Annotated in this window: 21 protein-coding genes and 1 pseudogene; 8 read left to right on the forward strand and 14 right to left on the reverse strand. The window is 66.5% G+C overall.

Annotated elements, in window-relative coordinates:
- Position 1 precedes the first annotated feature (1 nt).
- Positions 2 to 844, forward strand: a complete 843-nt coding sequence (locus ACGFIF_RS43375) for an enoyl-CoA hydratase/isomerase family protein (RefSeq protein WP_393163612.1) — start codon at positions 2 to 4, stop codon at positions 842 to 844.
- A 15-nt stretch (positions 845 to 859) separates the two neighbouring features.
- Here ACGFIF_RS43375 and ACGFIF_RS43380 read toward each other — a convergent pair whose 3' ends face one another.
- The gene (locus tag ACGFIF_RS43380; RefSeq protein WP_393163615.1) at positions 860 to 1,597 is read right to left on the reverse strand and encodes an SDR family oxidoreductase; all 738 of its coding nucleotides are present in this window, start codon (positions 1,595 to 1,597) and stop codon (positions 860 to 862) included.
- A gap of 154 nt (positions 1,598 to 1,751) precedes the next feature.
- Between ACGFIF_RS43380 and ACGFIF_RS43385 the strand changes: the two genes are divergently transcribed.
- Positions 1,752 to 4,478 (forward strand): AAA family ATPase, encoded by a 2,727-nt coding sequence (locus ACGFIF_RS43385; protein WP_393163617.1) that lies wholly within the window; start codon positions 1,752 to 1,754, stop codon positions 4,476 to 4,478.
- A 61-nt stretch (positions 4,479 to 4,539) separates the two neighbouring features.
- Here the strand turns inward: ACGFIF_RS43385 and ACGFIF_RS43390 are convergent, their stop codons facing one another.
- Positions 4,540 to 5,340: an alpha/beta fold hydrolase gene (locus ACGFIF_RS43390; protein ID WP_393163620.1), complete on the reverse strand. Its 801-nt coding sequence runs from the start codon at positions 5,338 to 5,340 to the stop codon at positions 4,540 to 4,542.
- Positions 5,341 to 5,345: 5 nt separating this feature from the next.
- On the reverse strand, positions 5,346 to 5,819 hold the full coding sequence (locus ACGFIF_RS43395) for a hypothetical protein (RefSeq protein ID WP_393163622.1): 474 nt from the start codon (positions 5,817 to 5,819) through the stop codon (positions 5,346 to 5,348).
- A gap of 202 nt (positions 5,820 to 6,021) precedes the next feature.
- Here ACGFIF_RS43395 and ACGFIF_RS43400 point away from each other — a divergent pair, with 202 nt between their 5' ends.
- Both ACGFIF_RS43400 and ACGFIF_RS43405 read left to right on the forward strand, forming a co-directional pair.
- Positions 6,022 to 6,654 (forward strand): VOC family protein, encoded by a 633-nt coding sequence (locus ACGFIF_RS43400; protein WP_393163624.1) that lies wholly within the window; start codon positions 6,022 to 6,024, stop codon positions 6,652 to 6,654.
- The gene (locus ACGFIF_RS43405; protein WP_393163626.1) at positions 6,651 to 7,982 is read left to right on the forward strand and encodes a dihydrolipoyl dehydrogenase family protein; all 1,332 of its coding nucleotides are present in this window, start codon (positions 6,651 to 6,653) and stop codon (positions 7,980 to 7,982) included. The genes ACGFIF_RS43400 and ACGFIF_RS43405 overlap by 4 nt, the downstream gene beginning before the upstream one ends.
- Positions 7,983 to 8,043: 61 nt before the next feature.
- Here ACGFIF_RS43405 and ACGFIF_RS43410 read toward each other — a convergent pair whose 3' ends face one another.
- The 4 genes and pseudogenes from ACGFIF_RS43410 to ACGFIF_RS43425 all read right to left on the reverse strand — a co-directional run bounded on the left by ACGFIF_RS43410 (position 8,044) and on the right by ACGFIF_RS43425 (position 10,396).
- Positions 8,044 to 8,328: a response regulator transcription factor gene (locus ACGFIF_RS43410; RefSeq protein ID WP_393163628.1), complete on the reverse strand. Its 285-nt coding sequence runs from the start codon at positions 8,326 to 8,328 to the stop codon at positions 8,044 to 8,046.
- Positions 8,300 to 8,986: pseudogene (locus tag ACGFIF_RS43415) on the reverse strand (SDR family NAD(P)-dependent oxidoreductase); the annotation flags it as partial. The pseudogene ACGFIF_RS43415 and the gene ACGFIF_RS43410, both read right to left, overlap by 29 nt.
- Complete coding sequence (locus ACGFIF_RS43420) at positions 8,958 to 9,374, reverse strand: CBS domain-containing protein (RefSeq protein ID WP_393163656.1); 417 nt, start codon at positions 9,372 to 9,374, stop codon at positions 8,958 to 8,960. The gene ACGFIF_RS43420 and the pseudogene ACGFIF_RS43415, both read right to left, overlap by 29 nt.
- A gap of 557 nt (positions 9,375 to 9,931) precedes the next feature.
- Positions 9,932 to 10,396, reverse strand: coding sequence for a pyridoxamine 5'-phosphate oxidase family protein (locus ACGFIF_RS43425; RefSeq protein ID WP_393163630.1), 465 nt, complete (start codon positions 10,394 to 10,396; stop codon positions 9,932 to 9,934).
- A gap of 293 nt (positions 10,397 to 10,689) precedes the next feature.
- Here ACGFIF_RS43425 and ACGFIF_RS43430 point away from each other — a divergent pair, with 293 nt between their 5' ends.
- Positions 10,690 to 11,247, forward strand: a complete 558-nt coding sequence (locus ACGFIF_RS43430; protein WP_393163632.1) for a hemerythrin domain-containing protein — start codon at positions 10,690 to 10,692, stop codon at positions 11,245 to 11,247.
- A gap of 194 nt (positions 11,248 to 11,441) precedes the next feature.
- Here ACGFIF_RS43430 and ACGFIF_RS43435 read toward each other — a convergent pair whose 3' ends face one another.
- From ACGFIF_RS43435 to ACGFIF_RS43450, 4 genes are all read right to left on the reverse strand, one after another.
- Positions 11,442 to 11,915 carry a DUF6098 family protein gene (locus ACGFIF_RS43435; RefSeq protein ID WP_393163634.1) on the reverse strand — a complete coding sequence of 158 codons (474 nt, stop codon included), beginning with the start codon at positions 11,913 to 11,915 and terminating at the stop codon, positions 11,442 to 11,444.
- Positions 11,916 to 12,285: 370 nt separating this feature from the next.
- Positions 12,286 to 13,008: a DnaJ domain-containing protein gene (locus ACGFIF_RS43440; RefSeq protein ID WP_393163636.1), complete on the reverse strand. Its 723-nt coding sequence runs from the start codon at positions 13,006 to 13,008 to the stop codon at positions 12,286 to 12,288.
- A 367-nt stretch (positions 13,009 to 13,375) separates the two neighbouring features.
- Positions 13,376 to 13,657: a hypothetical protein gene (locus ACGFIF_RS43445; protein WP_393163638.1), complete on the reverse strand. Its 282-nt coding sequence runs from the start codon at positions 13,655 to 13,657 to the stop codon at positions 13,376 to 13,378.
- Between the two features lie 90 nt (positions 13,658 to 13,747).
- The gene (locus ACGFIF_RS43450; RefSeq protein ID WP_393163640.1) at positions 13,748 to 14,191 is read right to left on the reverse strand and encodes an Hsp20/alpha crystallin family protein; all 444 of its coding nucleotides are present in this window, start codon (positions 14,189 to 14,191) and stop codon (positions 13,748 to 13,750) included.
- A 269-nt stretch (positions 14,192 to 14,460) separates the two neighbouring features.
- Between ACGFIF_RS43450 and ACGFIF_RS43455 the strand changes: the two genes are divergently transcribed.
- Entirely contained in the window at positions 14,461 to 14,985 is a 525-nt protein-coding gene (locus tag ACGFIF_RS43455) for a hypothetical protein (protein ID WP_393163642.1), read from the forward strand.
- A 1,586-nt stretch (positions 14,986 to 16,571) separates the two neighbouring features.
- On the opposite strand, the gene ACGFIF_RS43460 is transcribed toward ACGFIF_RS43455, so the two are convergent.
- Together ACGFIF_RS43460 and ACGFIF_RS43465 are read right to left on the reverse strand one after the other, a co-directional pair.
- A complete protein-coding gene (locus ACGFIF_RS43460; protein ID WP_393163644.1) occupies positions 16,572 to 17,513 on the reverse strand; it encodes an acyl-CoA desaturase in 942 nt (313 codons plus the stop codon).
- The gene (locus tag ACGFIF_RS43465; RefSeq protein WP_393163658.1) at positions 17,488 to 18,294 is read right to left on the reverse strand and encodes an ANTAR domain-containing protein; all 807 of its coding nucleotides are present in this window, start codon (positions 18,292 to 18,294) and stop codon (positions 17,488 to 17,490) included. Before ACGFIF_RS43465 ends, ACGFIF_RS43460 begins: the two co-directional genes overlap by 26 nt.
- Before the next feature lie 704 nt (positions 18,295 to 18,998).
- Here ACGFIF_RS43465 and ACGFIF_RS43470 point away from each other — a divergent pair.
- The gene (locus tag ACGFIF_RS43470; RefSeq protein ID WP_393163646.1) at positions 18,999 to 19,202 is read left to right on the forward strand and encodes a cold-shock protein; all 204 of its coding nucleotides are present in this window, start codon (positions 18,999 to 19,001) and stop codon (positions 19,200 to 19,202) included.
- A 422-nt stretch (positions 19,203 to 19,624) separates the two neighbouring features.
- Complete coding sequence (locus ACGFIF_RS43475; protein WP_393163660.1) at positions 19,625 to 19,813, forward strand: hemolysin III family protein; 189 nt, start codon at positions 19,625 to 19,627, stop codon at positions 19,811 to 19,813.
- A gap of 25 nt (positions 19,814 to 19,838) precedes the next feature.
- Here the strand turns inward: ACGFIF_RS43475 and ACGFIF_RS43480 are convergent, their stop codons facing one another.
- Positions 19,839 to 21,155, reverse strand: coding sequence for a DUF1254 domain-containing protein (locus tag ACGFIF_RS43480; protein WP_393163648.1), 1,317 nt, complete (start codon positions 21,153 to 21,155; stop codon positions 19,839 to 19,841).
- Between the last annotated feature and the right edge of the window lie 902 nt (positions 21,156 to 22,057).

The raw sequence follows: 22,057 nt of genomic DNA on the forward strand, positions 1-22,057 counted from the left end.
AATGCCTGTCGAGACTGACTTTCCGTCCTACGAGACGCTCGCCGTACAGAAGGAAGGGGCCGTCCTGTTCCTAGGAGTCAGGAACCCGCCCATGAATCTTCTGGGTCCCGAATTGGTCCGTGACCTGGTCTCGTTGATTCAGCGAGCCGAGGCCGACGAGTCCATCCAGGTGCTCGTATTCAAGAGCGAAGACCCCGACTACTTCATCCCTCACGTCGATCTCACCCAGGTCGAGGAGTATCGGGCAGAGGCGGCGCGGCTGGTCGGCGAGCCCTCCATCGCACTCCTGTTCCATCACCTGAGTTCGAGCCGCCTGGTCACCATCGCCCAGATCGAGGGACGAGTACGCGGTGCAGGTAGCGAGTTCGTGCTGGCCTGTGACATGCGGTTCGCCGCACGTGAATCGGCGATCTTCAGTCAGTTCGAGCCTGCGTTCGGACTCCTCCCCGGCGGAGGTGCCACCCAGCACCTCGTTCGCCTCATGGGCCGCGCCCGAGCCCTTGAGGTCATGTTGAGCGCCAGTGACTACGACGCGGAGTTCGCCGAACGATACGGCTGGATCAACCGAGCCCTGCCGGCCGACGAGATCGACGCCTTCGTCGGCGCGCTCGCGCACCGGATCGCCCGCTTTCCAGGCTCGGGCCAGGCCGCGGTCAAGGACCGCGTCAACGCGATCGCCCTCGCACCCGCCGAGGACTTCCGCCGCGATTCGGACATCTTCGGAGCCGGCGTCCACGACGCCGAGACACAATGGCTCATCCGAACCGCATTCGAACGTGGTCTCCAGACCCGGGACAGCGAAATGGACCTCGCCCAGATGATCGGCACCTTGCCCGGCAACTGACGGGGCAGTCAGGAGTCAGATGAGTTGCTGGCCGCCGTCGATGTCGATCGTTGCGCCGGTGAAGGCTGTGTTGGTCATCAGGTGGAGTGCCAGTAACGCGATGTCGTCGGGTCCGACCACGCGTCTGATCGGTAGCGTCGCACGGAGTTCTTCGCGGCGTGCCTCCAGCTGGTCGCCGAGCAGGGTGGCCGACAGCGGCGTGTCAACGAATCCGGCCGCGATCAGGTTCACCCGTATCGGCGCGAGCTCGATTGCAAGGTTCCGAGTCATGGCCGGCATCGCGGCCGTCAGCGCACCGATGAGTACAAGGCCAGACGCCGTACGGCGTCCGCCGGTGCCACCCATGAAGGTCAGCGATCCGCCGGGGCGGACCTTGCCGATCGCGAATCGGGCAATCTGCAACGGCAACAACAGATGCGACTCGATGTCGCGGCGTGCCTCGTCGAAGTCGAACGCCTCCAGCGGCGCGTAGTACGGCCCTGGTCCAGTGACCAGGACATGATCGATCGGCGTGGGGAGCGCGTCGAAGAACATCCGGAGGAGTTCGAAGTCGGTCGCGTCGAAGGCGGCTGTGTCAGCGCGGAGCTCCTTGCCGACCTGCTGCAGGCGTTCCTCGTTGCGTGCCGTGATGATCACGGACGCACCCTCCGCTCGGGCGCGACGGGCCGTTGCAAGTCCGATCCCCTGACTCCCACCGATGACTACGACCGTCTGCCCTGCCAGCGCGGGTCCGTCCGGCGTCGATGTCGTCATACCGCGATGATGCACGCCACCTGAGCCGTCGAGAAGGGCCGCGCTGATCGAGGTGGGACCGGCACCGTTGCGCTGGGTCGGTTGTGGGTGCAAACCTGACTTCGTTGCGGCGCGCGCCTATCGAGTCGGGCGCCCTGGTGACGGCGGGGTGGGCATGGCAGATCGCGAACTGCGCGGCCGGCGGCAGGAGACCGCCGTACTGGACGCGATGCTCGACGCCGCACGGACCGGCCACAGCGACGCTCTGGTGCTCTGTGGCGAGCCCGGAGTCGGCAAGTCCGCGTTGCTGGAGGATTTGGTGACGCGGGCCCAGTCCTGCCAGGTCACCAAGGCCGTCGGAGTCGAGTCCGAGATGGAGCTGGCCTTCGCCGGGCTCCAGGAGCTGTGTCAGCCGTTCCGCGACCGCATCGCCCGCCTGCCGCGTCCACAGCAAGACGCGCTCGGTACGGCGTTCGGCCTCCAGTCCGGTCCGATTCCGGACCGATTCCTGGTCGGACTGGCCGTCCTGAACCTGCTGTCCGAGGCGGCCGGGCAGCAGCCGGTCCTATGCATCGTCGACGACGCCCAGTGGTTCGACAGGGTGTCTGCTCAGGTGCTGGCGTTCGTTGCCCGGCGCCTGGCGGCCGAGTCGGTGGTCATGATCTTCGCCGTACGCCATGGTGAGGACCACGAGTTCGCGGCCCTGCCGGAGCTCGAGATCCGCGGCCTGGGCGACGCGGACGCCCGAGCGCTGCTGGACTCGGTTCTCCCAGGTCCGGTCGACCCCCGTGTCCGGGACCGCATCGTGGCCGAGACGCGTGGCAACCCACTGGCCTTGCTCGAGTTGCCGCGGGCGTGGAGCGTGACGGAACTCGCGGACAGCGACCCCGCGGGCACCTTGTCCAGCCGGATCGAAGAGGGCTTCATACGGCGTCTCGAAGCACTTCCACCCGATACCCGTTTGCTTCTCCTGACAGCCGCGGCCGAGCCGCTCGGCGACGCCACCTTGCTCTGGCGAGCTGCCGAGCGGCTTGGACTGGGCGCGGACCCGGCAGCGAGTGCGATCGAGTCGGGCCTGATCACCTTTGGGCAGAACATCCGGTTCCGGCATCCGTTGGTGCGGTCGGCGTCGTACCGGATGGCCTCGCCCAAGGAGCGGTACTCCGTACACCGGGCGCTGGCAGACGTCACCGATCCAGACACCTCCCCGGACCGGCGCGCATGGCACCGCGCTCAGGCGACGCCCCTGCCGGACGAGGAGGTCGCTGCAGAGCTCGAGCGGTCGGCCCGGAGGGCTCAGGGCTGCGGTGGCCTGAACGCTGCGTCCGACTTCCTGGTCCGTTCTGCGGAGCTGACCCCGGAGCCGGACCGCCGGGCGGAACGGACGCTGGCCGCAGCGGCCGCCAAGCGCAGCGCCGGTGCTCTCGACTCAGCCCTGAGTCTGCTGAGCGGAGTGGCTGCCGGTCCACCGGACGCACTCCGAGCTGCCGAGGTCGAGCGGCTGCGTGGGGAGATCGCCTTCGACCAAGGCCACGCCCGGGACGCCGCTCGCCAGCTGCTCAGTGCGGCTCGGCAACTGGACTCGTACGACCCGGCTCGGGCAAGGGTGACCTATCTGGAGGCGATGGCGGCGGCGATGTGGGCAAGCGGGCCTGAGGCCCCCGGCGTCCTTGCCTACGCGTCGGCGGCAGCCCCTCCCCCAGTCGAATCCGACCCACCGGCCGACCTCCTGCTCCAAGCACTCGCCCTGCGCTTCACCCGCGGCTACACGACTGCCGCGCCGCATTTGACCAAGGCTCTCGCACAGGCTCGCGAGGCGGACATCGGAGCCGACGACGTCGGCAGTTGGTTGTGGCTTGCCGGGAACCGGGCGAGCGGCAGCATCGCCATCGAGGTCTGGGACTACGAGACCGCTCTCGAGCTTGCCGTCCGGCAGGACCGGATGGCTCGCGAGACCGGCGCGCTTCTGCAACTTCAGTTCGCCCTCAACTTCCGCGCCAACGTCCAGTTCCTGACCGGCGATCTGTCCGCGATCGCCTCCTACGTCGAGGAGGAGCGCCAGATCGCCGCAGCAACCGGCAATCCCAGGATCAGGTACGGCGAAATGCTGCTCGCGTCACTCCGCGGCGACGAGACGACAGCGATCGGGCTGATCGACGCGACGATCAGGGAGGCGACCGAACACAACCAGGGCCGGATGGCGGCCTTCGCGACGTACACGAAAGCCATCCTGCACAACGGTCTCGGCCGGTACGAGGTGGCCCGCGACGCCGCCCAGCTGGTGTTCGAGCAGGACATCGTCGGGTACGGCGTGCTGGTGATCGGTGAACTGGCCGAGGCGGCATCCCGAACCGGCGACACGAAGCTGGTCGAGAGCACACTCAGCTGGCTGACCGAGCGCACCACGGCCACTCCGACCGAGTGGGGACTCGGCATGGAGGCACGCGTCCAGGCATTGCTCAACTCGGACGAGGACGCCTACCGCCGATCCGTCGAGCACCTGAGCAGGACCAGCCTCCGCGTCGAGCAAGCCCGTTCCCAGCTCTTGTACGGCGAATGGCTGCGGCGCGAGGGACGTCGTACGGATGCCCGCGACCAACTGCGAACAGCCCATCAGAACCTGGACGAGATGGGGCTCGGGGCGTTCGCCGAGCGGGCCCGCCACGAACTACTCGCGACCGGCGAAACGGTCCGCAAGCGTCGGCCGGACACGCTCAACGACCTCACCGCTCAGGAGGCGCAGATCGCCGGGCTGGCCCGCGACGGTCTGATGAACACCGAGATCGCGGCTCAGCTCTACATCAGTCCACGCACCGTCGAGTGGCACCTGCGCAAGACGTTCTCCAAGCTCGGCATCACCTCGCGCCGGCAGTTGCGCACGGCGCTGGCCGGACCCGCCTGACGCACACCACAAGAGCCGGCCGGAGCGTCATGCTCCGGCCGGCTCTTCTCAGGATGGATGATCAACGGGCGGCTCGCTCGATCACCTGGGTCACTGCAGAGGGCTGGGACACTGCGACCAGGTGGGACGCGCCCGGGATCTCGACCTTCGTCGCACCCGCCCGGGTCGCCATGAACCGCTCCGCCGCCGGCGCGATGGCCTTGTCACCGGTCGGGATCACCGCGTACTTCGGCAGGGCCGCCGGGGCGGTCTCCTGGACCGGCTCGGAGAAGGCTGCCGCCGCGACGGGCCGCTGCGCGGCGAGGAAGACAGCTCCCTGCCGGGCCGGGATGTCAGCAGCGAGCACCGGACCAGCCGTCTCCGGCTTCAGCGCGAGGTCGACGCCGCCCGGGTAGCTGATCACGGTAGTCGTGTCCGGACCGAGCTCGCTGCCCGGGAATTGCGAGTTCAGCGCACCCAACGTCTCGCCGGCCTCGGGAATGAACGCCGCCACGTAAACCAGCGACTTCACACCTGGCGTGTCGGCCAGTTCGCTGACCAGGGCACCGCCGTACGAGTGACCGACCAGCACCTTCGGCCCGGAGACGGTCGCGAGTACGCCGCTCAGGTACGACGTGTCGGACGCGATCCCCCGCAGCGGTACGGCGGGCGCAACGACCTTGTAGCCGTCGCGCTGGAGCCGGCTGGTCACCTCGGACCAGCTGGAGCCATCGGCGTACGCCCCGTGTAACAGCACGATCGTCGGCTTTTCCGTTACCTGCAGGCTTTCTGCCGCCTGTGCGGTCGTCGCACCCGCCAGCAGGAGGCCGGCACCGGTCAGGGCGACCAGGATGTTCCTTGCCTTGAGCATCAGCTTTGTCATGGTTGTCAGATCTCCGTCCGGATTGTGGTGTTTGCTGAGAGGGTGCGGGCCTCGATGGCCCGGACCGTGTCGTCGAAGGCCTTGCCCAGAACGCGCTTGCCGAACAGCGCCAGCACGCAGCCGAGCAGACGACCCTTGAGGTTCTTGCCGTCGCGCACGATGACGACGTCGATCTCGGTCGCACCGTCCGCCCGGCGCTTGAAGGTGTAGGTGTGACCCGAGTCGCCGCCCCAGAGGTTCGAGTCGGTGGTGGTGAGGACGACGCGGTTCGGGTCGGACCAGTCGTAGTTCAGGCGCTCCCAGGCGCTCGGCGAACCTTCGGTCACGTCGGCCGTGGTCGGTCCCTGACTGTGTACTTTCAGATAGTCGTCTTGGCTGTTGGCGAAGAGCTTCGAGCGGCCGGGCCCGAAGTCCGTGAGCCCGGCAACGAACTGCTCGGGCGTCGAGGTGGTCACCTCGGTGAAGTGGATCGTGGTCATGCGTCTTCCATTCCTCGAAGGGGTACCGATAGCGCCACTGTGCGCCGGAAGTTGACGCGTCACCCCAGTAGCGGACACTGGTGCACCACTGGACCGGCCGGCCGATCACTGGCCTGTCGCAGCACACCAGTGATCACCACTGATGCGACGAGGCCGGGAGCCCTCCATAGTCGGAGGTGAACCACCCACCACAGGAGGAAAAGTGAGCACCGACTACAAGTTCGAAGCAGTCGTCATTCCCGTCACCGAGGTCGACAAGGCGAAGGCGTTCTACCAGCAGCTCGAGTGGCGGCTGGACGCGGACTTCGCCTTCGACAACGGCTTCCGGGTCGTCCAGTTCACCCCACCGGGCTCGCCGGCGTCGGTCCAGTTCGGCTCGAACATCACCACAGCCGAACCAGGCTCGGCGCAGGGCCTGTATCTGATCGTCTCCGACATCGAAGCCGCACGCGCCGAACTCGCCGCCCGCGGTGTCGAGGTGAGCGAGGCCTTCCACCCGGCGACGCCGGGCGCGCAGTTCCAGCCCGTTGACGCAAGCGATCGGGTCGCTGGACCCGCCGACGAACGCGCCAGCTACGGCTCGTTCGCGACGTTCAACGACCCCGACGGCAACACCTGGCTGCTGCAGGAGGTCACCAAGCGCCTACCCGGCCGCGTCGACCCCGCTGAGACGACGTACACCTCGGTGGATGACCTGCAGCAGGCGTTGATTCGTGCCGCGACAGCGCATGGCGAACACGAGAAGCGCAACGGCGGCAAGTTCGACGAGCAGTGGCCAGAGTGGTACGCGACGTACATGGTCGCCGAGCGCACCGGCAAGGAACTTCCGCAATGAGCGACTACGACGTCATCGTGATCGGCGGCGGCTCCCCCGGTGAGCACGCCGCCGGGGCCCTCGCCGACGGCGGCCTCCGAGTCGCCGTGGTCGAGCGTGAACTCGTCGGAGGCGAGTGCTCGTACTGGGCCTGCATCCCATCCAAATCCCTGCTGCGCCCCGGCGAGGCGGCACAGGCTGCGAATGAGGCCGCCGCTCCCGCGACGGTCGACGTCGAGGCGGCGCTAGCCTGGCGCGACTACATGGTGTCGGACTACTCCGACGCCGGCCAGGAGAAGTGGCTCGCCGACAACAAGATCGACCTGATCCGCGGCAGCGGCCGTTTGGCCGGCACCGGCGTCGTCGAGGTCGACGGCCGCCAGTACACCGCGGATCACGTCGTACTCGCGAACGGCTCCGACCCCGTCGTCCCGCCCGTCCCGGGCCTCCGTGAGCTCGAAGGTATCTGGACGAGCCGCGAGGCGACGAGCATGAAGGCGATCCCGCGACGCCTGGTGGTACTCGGCGGCGGACCTGTCGGCGTGGAACTGGCGCAGGCGGTACGACGACTCGGCGGCGACGTCGTCATCGTCGAGTCCGCCGGCCAACTCCTGCCGCGCGAGGCCGCGCCACTCGGCGAGGCACTCGGCGACGTACTGCGTCGCGACGAGATCGAACTGATCCTCGGGTCGCGTGCGACCGCTGCCCGCCGCGCCGGCGACGACTACGTCCTCGACCTGGACGACGGTCGTGAGATTCGCGGAGACCGGCTGCTGGTCGCCACCGGCCGCCGGCCCCGGGTCGACGACATCGGCCTGGAGACGATCGGAGTCACGGCCGACGCCCGAGGGGTGCCTGTCGACGCTCACCTGCAGGTCGCCGAGCGGACATGGGCAGTCGGCGACGTCACAGGGATCTGGCTACTCACCCACGTCGGCAAGTATCAGGCCCGGATCGTTGCCGCCAACATCCTCGGCCAACCACGCGAGGCGAACTACGACGCCGTACCCAGGACCGCGTTCACCGACCCAGCGGCCGCATCGGTTGGCGCCACCGACGCCCCCTACAGCGCGACGATCGCGCTGCGCGACGTGGCGAAGACCGCGACCTACACCCACAAGTACGCCGAAAGCAACGGATTCCTGACCCTGCTCAGCGACGGCGAACGCCTCACCGGCGCCTACGCCTTCGGCCCCGAGGCCGGCGAATGGCTGCAACAGGCCACACTCGCGATCCGCGCCCGCGTCCCACTCGACATCCTCCGCGACACCATCCAACCGTTCCCCACCTTCTCCGAAATCTACGTCGCCGCGCTCAAGTCGTTGACCGCGAACTCGAAGAACTCATAAGCAAGACCCCTCACCACCGCCAGCGAGCCGGTCAGGTTCGCTGGCAGGGGTGGGTCTTGGGTTAGTGGTCGGGTTTGTTCAGGTGGTTGGCGAGCTCTGTTCTGGAGCGGACCGAGAGTTTGCGGTAGATCCGGGTGAGATTGGCTTCGACGGTTTTGACGGACATGAAGAGTTCGGCGGCGGCCTCCTGGTTCGAGCGGCCCGCGGCAACGAGCTCGGCCACTCGGCGTTCCGTTGCCGTGAGCGTCGAGGTGGTGGGGTGCAGCCCTACCCGGCCGGCCTCGTCCCTGGCCAGCTCGGCCCAGCGCGGGATACGCGCCTGCGAAGCCGGCCGCGACGCGACCACCAACCGACCCGACGAAGACCACCCTGGATCCCTCGGAACGCCGCAGCATCGGCAGGAACTGCTGGGTGACGGCAACCTGACCGATCACGTTGACCTCGAGCTGGTCCCGCAGACTCTCGATGGGCAAGATCTCCAACGGACCGAAGAATCCCTTGCCCGCGTTGTCGACCAGCGCATGCAATCCGTCGCCGCCGAGCGCCAGGTCGACCTCCCCGGCAAACGCCTTGATCTGGTCCGGACTGGTCACGTCGAGCTGGTGAACCGTCACATGGTCCGACGTCTGCCGGTCGAGCACATCTCCGTCTTCCCGGGAATGGACGCCCGCGAACACGCGCCAGCCACTGCGATCCAGCGCAATCGTCGACGCCGCTCCGATCCCGCTCCCAGCACCGGTGATCACCACGCTGCGCATCGCATCCCCTTCCATCGCCCGACGCACGCCCTGTGCCCGATGGACCCGCATCAAGTCGGAACGAGAGCACCCATTGGAACCGCTCAACGAATGCGGGTTTGGCGCATTCGTTTCGCGGCGGGAGCAACCCGCATGACTTCCCAACGGTCTGGCGCCTCCGCGCCACGCGGCCGGTTCGCAGGCACCAACGGAATCACTCCGGATTCGTTGCGACGTATCAGGGTTGAGAGATGTCCTCCACGACATCACCTGTGTCGGACTTGCCTAAACTGCGTGCGACGTCGGCCATGGCCAACATGCCGACAAGGTCATGGCCGTCGATCACCGGCAAGCGCCGTACCTGGTGCTCGCTCATCGTCTTCAGCGCCTCTTCGGCACTGTCATCGGCACCGATCGTGACCGGCTTGCCCTGCCCGAACTGCCCCGCGGTCGCCGCCGCCGGATCGCCGCCATCGGCGAGACACTTCACCACAATGTCACGGTCGGTCAGCACTCCCTTGAGCCGGTTGTCCTCGCCGCAGATCGGCAACGCCCCGACGTTCAGATCGCGCATCTTCCGGGCCGCTTCGATCAGTGTCTCGTTCTCGCCGACACACTCGGCGCCGGCCGTCATCAGGTCACGTGCGGTCGTCATGTCGAACACCTCAATCTTCAGAGACCTTGTACTCCGACGCTCAGGACAGTGCCCCAGCGCACACCGCACATTCCTGCCGGCTGCAAATACCCTTCCGAGCGGGTGGAAACTGCTGCCCACCCAGCTCGCGGGTGGCCCGGCGTGACGCCTTCGGTGTCCAGCGACGTACATCTGCGCTGAGGGCTGGCTAGCGAGGGTCGCAGACGTTTTCCGGTCCAGGCTCCAGCGCGGCCACGAGTACGTCGCTGCCGGACGCATAGTGTGGTCCGAAGGGGCAGTCATCGGTCCTCGTCAAAAAACCTACTACTCGTGAATCGCACCCCATCGGAGTGTCGGTCGCGAGGATTCAGTCGATCCGGTGGTCATCGAGCCGCTCGCCGTTGCTCAGATAGCGGAACTCGCTCAACTGGGCGAAGAAGTGATCGATGTCGTGTCCGCTCATGACCGCTCCAGTCCAGGCCGTCGAGGCACAGTCCGGCTTTCCTGGTACGGCGTCCCATCAGACGAGATCAAACGGCATCAGGTCGCCGCGGCCAGCATCTCGTCCCGCGCAGCCTTCAGCGCGGACTGTCCGGGAGGGTGACCTCTTCGTTCTCGGCGGGCAACTTGTCCGGATCCGTGACAGCGGCCCGGATGCCACCGATGAGCCTGACGAGCTTGCTGCTCGGACCCGACCAGTACTCAGCGCCGTCGGCGTGGACCTTGATCAGAATCAACTCCGGCGTCTCCAGGCCATCGGGAAACCACGCCTTGAGTGTGGGCGACCACAGCTGTTCTGCCTTACCGTGGTCGTCGACCACCTCGGCCGCCCCCGCGATCGATGTCCACTCGCTGTGCTTGTTGTTGGAGAAACTCACGTTCACCTGAGGGTTCGACCGAACCTGATCGACCTTGGCGGAGTCCGAAGCGGCGAAGAACCAGAGGTCACCGTCGAACTCCACCTCCTGCAGCGCCATCGGCCGTGACATGTGCCGGCCGTCGGCGGTCATCGTGGTCAGCATGCAGATGGTCGCCCTCTCCACCAGCTCCAGGGCATCCTGTTACTCGGCGCGAAGCACATCATTTTCGGCGTCGATGCCGAGGACATGGAACGACTTGAGGCCAAGGTCGACAAGATCTCCCGCCAACTCGACGAGCGGTACGGCACTCCCACATCCACGACCTCCAAATGAGAGCCGCCGGCCAGAGCCAGGCGGCTAGCTGCCGCACCGGTGCGCTCAACGCACTGTGGCGCTGAACTTCGCGCTCGTCGTCCTCAGCAACTGATTGCGGCTGGGTACCGGGGCGCCAGCAACCAACTGAAAGGAGAGTCCAGATGCCCGCGGACGTTGTCGATCTGATCATGCAGGACCACCGTGAGGTCGAACGACTGTTCGACGAGCTCAAGGACAGTCCTGAGAAGCGCCCCGGACTTCTTCCGGTACTGACCACTCTCCTCACCGCTCACAGCCGCGCTGAGGAAGCGGAGGTGTACCCGGTCGCCGCCAGTGAGGCCGGTGAGAAAGAGGAGATCCAGCACAGCCAGCAAGAACACATCGAGGCCGACCAACTGCTGGCCAAACTCGCGAAGACCGATCCGACGTCGCTCGAGTTCGACACTGTGCTGCAGAATCTGATCGACGCCGTGTCGCACCATGTCGAGGAAGAAGAGACGAAGGTTCTGCCGGGGATGCGCTCAAACCTCACCGATGAGCGACGCGCCGACCTCGGTGAGGCGTTCCTTGCCAGCCGGCAGCAACACCTGGGCGAACAGCCCGGTGACATGACGCGAGAGCAGCTGAGCCAGCAGGCGAGCAACGCCGACATCTCCGGCACATCGGGACTCGGCAAAGATGCGCTGAAGAAGAAGGTCGAGAAGGAAGCCGAGAGCTGACCGACCGCGCGCTCGGCAACAACCGCGCCCCGAAACCTTCGAGCACGATTCCGGTGCCGCGCCCGGCGACGCGGCACCGAAGGTGCCTGCTCTCGCCCGTGCCCGGCTCCAGTCGCTGTCCCTCACCTCAGTGGAACCGCAATCTGGCCGGATCGGCTGGGGTCGTCTCTCGCCAACAGGGATCGGTTAGGAGGTCAGACCGAACCCTGGCCCACATCGAAGCGTTGGCGGTAAAGCGCCTTGGCCTGGGCCAGGGCTTTGGGAGTGATGCGCGCCAGCGGCCGGACCTGGATCACCAGCGGCTCGTGGTCCGGACCATGGCCGTTCACCTCCCCGGTGAGGAGCCACGGATAGCGGTCTTCCTTCTCGCCGAGCTCGGCGTACTTGCAGACTCGCCTGGCGATCCAGTCGTCGGCCGGGCGCGGCCACCACGGCTCGGGCTCGACGGTGGTCACGGACAGCCCCGGAAGATCGACTCCGGCCTCGTAATCCCGGCTCGGGCCACGCTCGGCGTCCCTCCGCGGCCCCTGGGAGTACCGCAACAGAACACCGGCATGGCTCTGCACGAAGCTGACCAGCTCGTCCAAGTCCTCCAGGGGCGGCGGCTCAGCAACGTCGACGTCAGCGGCGAACAGCTCCGGCCACTCACCGTCACTCCTGTGGTTCATGCGCAACAAGTACCCCGGTCCACCTATTTGTTCACAAGGCATCGTCATCGCCCAACAAGCATGGACGAGTCGTAGCGGATATGCGGTTGCCGGAAGCGGCCCAGCGGTGGTGATGCCGAAGAAGGACCGCGGCAAGCCGTCCCACTCCAGCTCATATCTCGAGCCGCCCGGCATGCCGTGTTCCCCGGGCAACTGCTCCACCGCCCGGCAAGCTCCAAACTGAATCGGCCCGGTGAGCTCCGGCGGCAAGTTGCCCATGACCACAGTTTCGGCCCATGGCCGGCCCAGGTCGCGCGTGGGCGTGTGGCAGTCCTGCACCAGGAACCAGCGGACCCTGCACTCCTGTGTCAAGCTGCCGTGACATCAATGGCTAGGCGGGATTCCGTTCAGATGATGAGTGTCGGGGCTTTGCCGCTCGGACCTGGCGGCGTTGGGCGGCTGGTCGATGACTCTTGGCGACGTTGCCGCAGTAACGCATCTGGCACCACCGTCGCGACGCGTTCTTGCCGGTATCAACGAACAGCACCCAGCAACGTTCACCGTCGCATTGCTTGACCCGTGTGAGCCAGGCGCTGGTGGCGAGTTCTGCAGCAGAGGCGGCGGCCGCGAAGGGTTTGGTGCTGTTGCACCAGCGGGTCTTCCAGGTGCCGTTCTTGCAGTAGGTTTCGATGTCGTCAATGGCCATGGCGGTCGCCTCCCGGGTGGCGACGGCTAACATCGCCCGCCACCTCGGTGCTGGATTGGCGTGATGGCTCCCAGTGCACGGGCCCGATCCGGATCGCCGGTTCGGCCCGGACGGGTGCAGAGGTCCGAGGCTCGGCTGTGCGGGTCCGCGCTGTGGCGCGCCGTTCGTGGGTGCCGGTCCTGTCCGGGCGCGGTCGTAGGCGGCGCGCCGGATCGGGTCGCGCAGAGTGGCATAGGCAGTGAGGAGTTCCTGCAGGTGCTGGTCGGCGTCAGCGTCCAGCCCCGATGACGTCCGGGTGTCAGGGTGCAGTTGGCGGACGAGGCAGCGGAAGGCGTGGTCGAGGTCGTCGTCGGTGGCTTCGGCTGTCACACCGAGCAGCGCGTACGGATCGGGGCCTGGCACGTTCATGGCTGCACTCCATCTGTGGCACCCGGGCCGTCGATGTGGATCGTGGTCTGAACCTCGGCGGCGTACGGCGGTGTCGGCAGGTGCCATGTGGCTGCCGGTTGCCGGGTGATTCGGTCGGTCATGGCACTCACCGCCTCCGCGGCTGGAGCTTGGGTCACGAGGGTCGGGTCCCGGGTCGGGATGGACCGGAGTGATGCGGCGGCCCGCGCCGAGCATCGTCCTAGGAAGGACAGGCGGCAGAAATGGGTGTTGCCGCTGGGTCGAGGGTGTGACTGGCGGGCGGCCGCATCACCGGGTCAGTGATTCCGTCGACTGTCGGGTTGTGCTCACCTCCCTTCCCGGGCACGCCGGAGTCAGGTCAGGTGCGTCAGTCGCTCCGGTGCCGCGGAGGGCCTCGCTCACGGCTGCGAGGCTGTCGCCGCGGCACCGGACCGAGCTGGATGCCGGGCCGGCGCGGCCACCTCGAGGGTGGCCGCGCGGCCCACCCGCCGTCAGAAGGGCCGAGTTCGTCGGAGGATGGCTCGCAGGGTGATTCCCAGCAGGCGGCGATCAGGGCGTCGAACTCGGCCCGCACCAGCTCGTCGTCGCCGAGCACGAGGTCCACGAAGACCTCAGTCTCGTCGGCTGTCCGCTGTCGGGTCGCAGTCATCGATCTCACCCCTTCGACAACTATCTCGTCGTGCCTCGTCGTTCCTCAACCGGGGCGGGGTTTCCATGGTCGGCGTGGTTGGTTGCTGGCTTAGGCGTCGATCTGCTTGCGGTCGCCGCCGATGTTAGCGATCTCGATCTTGCGCGGCTTGGCCTGCTCGGCGATCGGGATCTTCAGCGTCAGGACGCCGGCCTCGTAGCTGGCCTCGATCATGTCGGCGTCCAGGGTGTCGCCGAGGAACAGCTGCCGGGAGAACACCCCGAGCGGCCGTTCGGAGACCTGCAGGTCCACGCCCTCACCGGTCTCGAGCGGCCTGCGTTCAGCCTTCACCGTGAGCACGTTGCGTTCGACGTCCAGATCGATCGCGTCGGGCGAGACGCCGGGCAGGTCGAACGCCACCACATACTGGTCACCTTGCCGGTAGGCGTCCATCGGCATCGGAGTCGGCCGCGACCACGTGCCCGGTGTTTGGCTGCTGAAGAACTGCTGCGCGAACCGGTCCAGCTCGCGGAACGGGTCAGTGCGCATCAACATCGTCCCTGCACCTCCTCGTTGTCGATTCATGAGTGGTGTCAACACGCACTTCCGATATACCATGTCATCAAAACGATGACAAGTTTACGACGTCATCTAATCGTTGACGCGCTCGAAGATGAGAGAGGTGACGCATGGCAGCCGATGACACGACAGACGGCGCGCAATCTGTCGCCTCGACCGCGTTCGCGGCCGTGGAGAACACCGTCCGGCGGCTCGCGCCACCAGTCGGCGATCGCGGGCGCGCGCGACCGGGAACCCTCAGCCCAATGGATGTTCTCGCTGCGCTGGCCGAGCTGCGGGTCGTGCAGGATCAGCTCGCGGCCTGGGAGCCGCTGCTCATCGGCGCGGCCCGTGACCGCGGGGCGAGCTGGGCCGCGATCGCGCCCGCGCTTGGGGTGGCCAGTCGGCAGGCCGCCGAACGCCGCTACCTGCGGCTCAACCCGCACGCCACAGACCCCGAAGGAATGACCGGCGAGCAACGAGTCCAGGCAGCCCGCGACCGGCGGGCCGGTGAGCGCGCGGTCACCCAGTGGGCGCGGGACAACGCGGCCAGGCTGCGCCGGCTGGCGGCGCAGATCACCGCTCTGGACGGCCTCGACCCCGCCAGCCAGGAGAGCGTCGACCGCGTCTTGCACGCACTCGGCGACAAAGACACCGCAACGCTGCTGGCGCCACTGGCCGAGGCCGGGGCGCAACTCGAGGACACGCATCCGAAACTGGCCGGACAGGTCGCCGACATCAACGTGACCACCGACCAGCTCCGAACCGAAAACACGGCCGGAATGCTATGACCAGCGCGGCCCGCTCATTCGTCATCAAGGCCGCCTGGCCTACCCCGGCTGCACCAGGGTCGCACGGCGGTGGTGATGGTGGGGTGGCTCGCGGCTGCGGCGGGGAAGGGGACGACAGTGGCAGGCGACCGCCGGCGTCCGGAGCCGGTTCATGTGTTGATCGGTGGCCGATGGCTGACCGCCCGGGCGCACGCGGTCCGCGAAAGCCGCCGCGGCCGACAAATACTGATCGACTGCTATGGGCGGCTGGTCTGGGTCAGCGCGTCTCGGATTCGTAGCTTCGGAGATCCAAGCGATGTCGTGACGAGAGGTGAGGAGGATGGCAGTTCCTGTTCGTCGACGCTGCAGGCGTCAGGTCAGTGAGCCGGTGCGGTGACTGCCGAGCGATCCATTCGCGAGCCTCGAGGAGATCTGGCGGCGGATGGACCAGATGATGCGAGCATCCCTCCGACGTTCGACCGAACGGGATCGCCGCCATTTCTGGTCGAAGTCGAAGAGACGATGACGCCTCCATCGTCGTGGTCGACCTGCCCGGCGCGACCCGCGACGCCCTCGCGCTGGAGTGGAGAGACCGCGAGCTGACCGTGCACGGCGAGGTGAAGCACGGTCGAGGCGAAGGGTCTCGCTGATTTAGGCGTCGAAGTTCAGCAGAGGTACGTAGCACAGGGCGGGATTGGGGGGTCGAGTCCACGTTGGATCGGCGACCTCGACGACGTACATCTCCGTGAGGAATTGCACCGTACTCCGAGCAGGTGGCTGGTGTAGCCGGAGGCTGAGTGGGTCTTGAGGCCGACCGAGACGTGGCATGGGGTCGGATCTCTGCAGCCGAACTTGTCGTACGCCAGGGTGCCGCCGCCTAGGGCCTCGACGTACTCGAGGTCGACCGAGCTCAGACCGGAGCCTCGGGGTCTTCGATGCGTTCGCAGCTGCCGACCAGTTCGACGTTGCGCAGGTCGGCGATGAACGGTCGAGCGACAGAGGCTTGCGCAGCGAACTCTCCGCAGATGGTGGTTGTGTGGAGGTCAGACATGGTTGCGGGCGGCGGCGACGCCGGGTGCGATGGCGTCGGCCGCACACTCAGGGCTGTCGAAGATGCGAGGAGGTCGAGATGACTGCGATCATCGAGACCGAGAGAATCCGGCAGATTCGCCTCGGAGTGATCCGCGTGCCCCGCATCCCCGCGGCTCAGCGCTCGCAGACTCCTACCCGTCCCCAGGTCGACGGCGACAATCCGAAGTACGGTGTAACACGGCAGCTGACGGGGCCGGGGCCATCAGGGCATGCATCTGGTCGACTTCGTGATTGCGCTGGTCCAGCCAATGACCAGTGCGCCGAAGTGATTGCTATCGGCATCCGGTCATGCACCCGGCCGAGGGGGTCGGTCGCGGTGATGGTGACGATCATGTATGTCGGGACCGTCTTGTTCGGGTCGTCATCGGGCCGCGACTTGTCCCGCCACACCTCGAACAGCCGCCCAGGCGAGCGTAGACTCGCCGCTCGGACGCGTTCACCGCACTGGTCAAGGGGCGACTGTGCCCAGCTTGTGGAGCCGACGGCCGAGTCGCGGGTGGCTGGAGCTCATCAGGTCAATCGGCGGCCGCGCGCTTCTTCTCGAGGCGTTCCCGGATCGGCCATTTGACGTCGTACGCCCAGCGGAACTGCTCGAAGCGCCTGATGAGCCAGGCGTTGATGTCGACCTGTCCCTTGAGTACGCCGTGGCGTGCGCAGGTGGGGTCGGCGTGGTGGAGGTTGTGCCATGACTCGCCCTGACTCAGGATCGCAAGCCACCACACATTCCCCGACCGGTCACGAGCCTCGAAGGGTTTCTCGCCGGTGACATGACAGATCGAGTTGATCGAGAACGTGACATGGTGCATCAGGGCGATACGGACCAGAGAGCCCCAGAAGAACCCGGTAGCGGCACCGTGCCACGATCGGTCCCACAGTCCACCGATGAGCGCGGGAGCTAGCAGAGAGACCACCGCCAGCCCTCGGAAATGGCGTGAAATCGACGCCATGTCGCGGTCCTTCAGGAGATCTGGGGCATAGTGCTTCGGGTCAGCGCGATCCTCGCCCCACAGCACCCACCCGACATGGGCGAAGACGAACCCCTTGGTCACCGCCCACGCGGTGGTGCCGTAGCGCCAGGGCGAGTGTGGATCGCCGTCTCGATCGGAGAACTTGTGGTGCTTGCGGTGGTCGGCCACCCAGCGGATGACGGGTCCTTCGAGAGCCATGCTGCCGGCGACAGCGAGTGCGATCTTGAGGCCACGCTTGCTCTTGAAGGATCCGTGGGTGAAGCCTCGGTGATAGCCGGCGCCGATGCCGGTGGTGGTGATCACGTAGAACACGACCAGCAGGACGATGTCGTGCCAGCCGATCCAGCCGCCCCAGGCGAAGAAGATCCCTGGCGGGAGCGCGAGGGTAGGCGCGACGATGAACACCCAGATGAGCCCGCGCTCGAGTTTGCCACCGACGGGCTGGAATTCGGCCGGAGGCGAATCATCGGAACCTGCTGCTGAAGTCACTGTTCACTCCTAGATGCTGGTCTCCTTGGACCGCCACCCGAGCACGGCCGGGGCTTGGTGAGCCGCGTCTTGAGCGCGCTCCGGCGTGTCGCTTCCGAACGCCGAAGCCCCGACGTCTCCATCGGCCCCCGGCGGACCGAGGCCGTATCCACAGGTGCCCCGAAGCACGATCATTTACTCGCGGCTGCGTCCGGCGAAGTGGTCGACCGATTTCGAGTTGCGTGAGGCGCGGCCTCATTGCTTGCCGCTCCCGGCCGCGGCGAATCCTGTGTCGCCGTCGCGGGTTCGGTGCCTCGCGCAACCACTTCTCGACTCGCGCACATCCAGCGCTCCGCTCGCACTGCGTCAGCCGTAGGGCAGGAACTGGAACCAGCGCACAACAGTCGAACGCAGAGCTGGGCGACCCTCCCGTACGCGGTTCGACTCGGAGATCGACGGCCAGACTCGCCAACCAGGTCGGATCTGGGAGCGTGCGCGTGTCGATGAGGTGCTGAGCGACATCATGCAGCCTGGTGTTGGTGTCTTGGGAGTAGCGCCTCAAGATCGCGAACGCGCGATCTTGGTCGATGTCGAAGCGTTCCATGAGGATCCCCACAGCCTGTCCGACGAGTCTGCGGGCGTCGACTGCCTGGGCCATCGTCTCGTCCTGCCGGGCGCTCGCGACGGCGACGGCGGCATGCTGGGCCAGGAGAAGGGCGATGGCCTCGTCGTCGTCGCCGAAGGCGTGTGGCTTGTCGTGGTAGAGCGACAAGACGCCGATCGTTCGATCGTGGGTCATCATCGGGATGTGAAGCACGCTGCCGACGCCGAGGCCGGGCCACTTGGACTTGCCAGCCAGGCCAGCGTGTGTCGGTGGTCACATCGGGGATGGAGACGGCAATCCCGGCGGCGATGGCAGTCAGCATCGGCCCTTCGCCGGTGTCGGCTTGGACATGGTAGAGCGCTTCCACGCCTGGGTCGGTGACTGTACCGATCTCCGCGTGGCCGCCGCTGACGGCCAACGCGATGCCGGCATATCGGCAGCCCACAGCCTGCAGGACGAACTGGAGGACCGCATCCTCGGTGTCGGCCAGGCCAGGCTGGTGGTGCAATTCAAGGGCGAGCTGCGCGAACCGCTCGGCCACGTGCGGATCGTTCGGGTCGAGCCGGCCGACACAAGGTTCCAGGGCCTCCCTCCTCGCTGGTGCCACCGCGTTCTGAGCGCTCCATGGAGGCAATCATGCCTGTCGTGGCCATCATGCGCATGGAGACGTAGGCAGCCGTCAGCGGCCAGGATCGGCGCGCAGATGGGAATGAATCCTCGGGTGCGCAGGTTGTCACGGATAGGTCGAAGTTCTGTGTACGTGGTTTACCTCTCACGCTCGCGGATGTTCTGCGGGCGTGTTGCTGTTTCTTGCCAGAGATGGTGGGGCCGCCGCCGCTGCGACAACCGGCCGGGTGCTCGGCGATCGCGGAGCACCTCCATCTCTCACGAGGAGCAACAACATGGCACAGGGAACTGTGAAGTGGTTCAACGCCGACAAGGGTTTCGGCTTCATCTCCATCGACGGCGGCGGCGAGGATGTCTTCGTGCACTTCTCCGCGATCCAGTCCGACGGCTTCCGCAGCCTGGAAGAGGATCAGCGTGTCGAGTTCGACGTCGCCCAAGGCCCCAAAGGGCAGCAGGCGGAGTACGTGAAGGCACTCTGAGCCTCTGACAATCGGCAGACGTCTTGGCTGCGGCCCTCCACCAGTTTCATGGTGGAGGGCCGCAGCCGTTGTCGCTGTGCACACTGGATAGGTACCTGGCTCGGTGGCCGACGCGGCAGGTCTTGTCGTAGTCGGCCTGCACGGGGATCGTCATGGTCGTGCGGCGACCGTTCTCTTTGTCGCGGAATGGGTATCGGCGAAAGAGAAACGGCTAGGCCGGAAAGGAGAAGCCCGCCCATGCCCGGCAACCAGGATCGTGACCTCACTGACGCGACGCTGTCAGCGATGCCGTCGCGCCACTGAAACGTTCGCGGCGCGGCCGGCTGCACGCGGGGCACCTTCCCCCTGGCGGCCGCGGCCGGGGTGGTGCTGATCGTGGCCGCACCGTCCGCTACCCCACGGATCGCGGCAGTGGTTTCACGATCGCGTCGTCGCTGCGGTTCGGTGTGTCCACGCTGTACCACCGTGGCCACTGGAGTCCGCCCGCCACGGCGCTGCTGCGGTGTCGGGACCACTCGAACATCTTCCTGATGATCGCCGGCACCTACACCGTTCGGTGTCTTGGTGCTCACCGGAGCCGACCGCGTGGCCCTGCTCACCGCGGCCTGTGACCGGTGCCTGTTTGCCTGGGTCTTCCTAGACCTTTGTCACCGGTGGCGGTGTCCAGGTGCCGTCGAGCACCTCGGGTTTCGGATAGTAGAGGCGGGCACATAGGTTGAACCCACCCTCGGGGGCTGGGAGCCAGTTCGAGGTGCCGCTGTCGGGCCTGTTGTGCTGGATGTGGATGTCCAGAGAGCCGTCGTCGTTGAACAGCAGGTCGTCGCGGTCGCCGATCGCGAACCTGTTGAGGTCGTTGGCGACCTGAAAGCCTTCCGCGTCATAGAGCGTGAGCGACCAGAAGGCGTTCACCGGAGGCAGTTCCTGCTTGGCCAGGTGCCAGGCATAGCGTTGCTCTCCCGTGAACGGCTGGCCTTCGACGTCGACGTAGGCAAGCGGATAGATCGCGTCGTCGGGCAGGTTCGCGCCAAGGCCGATCAGCTCGACGCAGGCCCGCTGGAGGTAGTCGGTGCCGTAGTTGCCGACGTTCTCGGTCGTCATCTCCCAGCCGTTGACGGTCCGGCCGAGTCGCTTCTGGCGGTCGGTGATCTTCTGCTGGGCGGCGGGGACGGCCTTCGCCAGAGCGCCTTGCACGACTGGATCGGCCTGGTTGAGATCGAAGGTGTCTCCGACGTTGAATCCGATCCGGGCCAGCCGGTCCAGCACCGGGTAGTCCTGGATGTGCGGCGCGTGCTGTTGCAGCAGCTCCGATGCGTACCGGAAGAACGTCGTAGCGTCCATGGCGAACACCTGGCGGAGAGGTTCCGTCGTGTTGTCCACCGACGGGTCGACCGTGCCGACGACCTCCAGAGGTTCGCTTCCCCAGGCGGACAGGGGAGTAATTTTCAGCTGGGACTGGAACGCGTGCACCTTGTCATAGGTGGCGACGCTGGCCTCGGTCCGGCCGATGATCCAGACCCAGCTCGTCGGCGCGTCGTATCGACGGACGCCGGCGGGGAGATCGCCGGACCAGCCAGGGCCGACGATGGCGAAGTTGCCGGCTTCGTCGCCCGTGGTGCGGGTCCCGGGGCACGCGAACACCTCTCCGAACATGTCGTAGAACGGCAGCAGGTAGTAGTTGCCTTCCGCGGGCGGCACCGAGACGATTCGCGGCTCCTCTCGGAGATCAAGGAACGCAGTCGAGTAGAGCGTGTCGAAGTTCGGCCGAACGACCACGCGGAAGTCCGCCGGCGGGAACGCCGGGACGTTGAGGAACGTGTCAGGCGGGACTCGTAGCGGCGCGTAGCTCACCTTCTCGGTGTTGGTGACCTGCAGCCGTGTCAAATCCATGAGGACGAGCGGGTACAAGTATGTGTAGCCCTCGATACCGATGATCTCCGCGAGTTCCCCGTCCACAATCCGCTTCCCTTCTCCTCGCCGACTGCCCGATCCATCCAGCCTTCAGCAGTCCAGCCGGATCAGGCATCCCCCCATGCGGATGAACTCCGAGGCGCGCAGGACGAGCGCTCATCGGCAGGTCCGGTAGCTGGAGCGACGTGCGTCAGCACACCCACGACGCGGTCTGTCGGGGCGATCCAACCGACACTTCCGTCACGACGATCGTTCCAGGCGAGATGCGTAGCGATTGACAGGTGCAGCGCTGTGGATCCCGGCAGCGCCTGCCGCGCGCCCCGACACACCCGTACTCGCCCCATCGCAACGACCCACAGACCGAGCCCCGCCACGTCACAGCAAACTGTCGTCCGCAGCGTGTCCGACAGGTGTCGCTCACAGTCAAGCTCCATGCGAACCACTGCAGACCTGGCCGACACCCTCACCTGGCCCCAAACCAGGATCGAGCTGATCGAAACCGGTCGCGTCAAAGTCGACCACCAGCAGATCACCGCCCTCGTCGCCACCTACGGCATCCGCCTCGAAACCACCACCCCCTACTCGCCCAACTCCACGACGCCACCCAGCCGGTCGAGCCCGACAAACTCGCCTGGATCCGCTCCCACGCCCTCCGCAAACCACCGCCACCGCCCTCGACAAACAAGGCCAAACAGCCCGCCAGATCGCCGACCAACTAGGCCAAGCCAAAGTCGCCATCACCCAAGACGTCTACCTAGCCGCCGAGCCGCAAACCCAGCCGCAGCCGAAGCACTGGAGCGCGCCTTCGAAGATCCTGGCCGCCCATGAAGGCCACCGCGGCTGTCACCGCGGCTGTCATGTCGCAGGACATCGGTGACGGTTCTGCATCAGGACATCGGTGACATTCTGAGGGTTCTTGGTGGTGACACTTCCGCACTGAGGCTCGG

This window comes from Kribbella sp. NPDC049174 (assembly GCF_043197365.1).
In the GTDB taxonomy this organism is placed as follows: Bacteria; Actinomycetota; Actinomycetes; order Propionibacteriales; family Kribbellaceae; genus Kribbella.

Bases quoted from the DNA above. Each gene is read 5' to 3' on its own strand.
- ACGFIF_RS43430 (WP_393163632.1), top strand. From the start codon at position 10,690: ATGCCCGCGGACGTTGTCGATCTGATCATGCAGGACCACCGTGAGGTC.
- ACGFIF_RS43450 (WP_393163640.1), bottom strand. From the start codon at position 14,191: ATGTTGATGCGCACTGACCCGTTCCGCGAGCTGGACCGGTTCGCGCAG.
- ACGFIF_RS43470 (WP_393163646.1), top strand. From the start codon at position 18,999: ATGGCACAGGGAACTGTGAAGTGGTTCAACGCCGACAAGGGTTTCGGC.
- ACGFIF_RS43420 (WP_393163656.1), bottom strand. From the start codon at position 9,374: ATGACGACCGCACGTGACCTGATGACGGCCGGCGCCGAGTGTGTCGGC.
- ACGFIF_RS43395 (WP_393163622.1), bottom strand. From the start codon at position 5,819: ATGACCACGATCCACTTCACCGAGGTGACCACCTCGACGCCCGAGCAG.
- ACGFIF_RS43445 (WP_393163638.1), bottom strand. From the start codon at position 13,657: ATGACTGCGACCCGACAGCGGACAGCCGACGAGACTGAGGTCTTCGTG.
- ACGFIF_RS43380 (WP_393163615.1), bottom strand. From the start codon at position 1,597: ATGACGACATCGACGCCGGACGGACCCGCGCTGGCAGGGCAGACGGTC.
- ACGFIF_RS43390 (WP_393163620.1), bottom strand. From the start codon at position 5,340: ATGACAAAGCTGATGCTCAAGGCAAGGAACATCCTGGTCGCCCTGACC.
- ACGFIF_RS43440 (WP_393163636.1), bottom strand. From the start codon at position 13,008: ATGAACGTGCCAGGCCCCGATCCGTACGCGCTGCTCGGTGTGACAGCC.
- ACGFIF_RS43375 (WP_393163612.1), top strand. From the start codon at position 2: ATGCCTGTCGAGACTGACTTTCCGTCCTACGAGACGCTCGCCGTACAG.
- ACGFIF_RS43385 (WP_393163617.1), top strand. From the start codon at position 1,752: ATGGCAGATCGCGAACTGCGCGGCCGGCGGCAGGAGACCGCCGTACTG.
- ACGFIF_RS43455 (WP_393163642.1), top strand. From the start codon at position 14,461: ATGGATGTTCTCGCTGCGCTGGCCGAGCTGCGGGTCGTGCAGGATCAG.
- ACGFIF_RS43435 (WP_393163634.1), bottom strand. From the start codon at position 11,915: ATGAACCACAGGAGTGACGGTGAGTGGCCGGAGCTGTTCGCCGCTGAC.
- ACGFIF_RS43405 (WP_393163626.1), top strand. From the start codon at position 6,651: ATGAGCGACTACGACGTCATCGTGATCGGCGGCGGCTCCCCCGGTGAG.
- ACGFIF_RS43465 (WP_393163658.1), bottom strand. From the start codon at position 18,294: ATGATGACCCACGATCGAACGATCGGCGTCTTGTCGCTCTACCACGAC.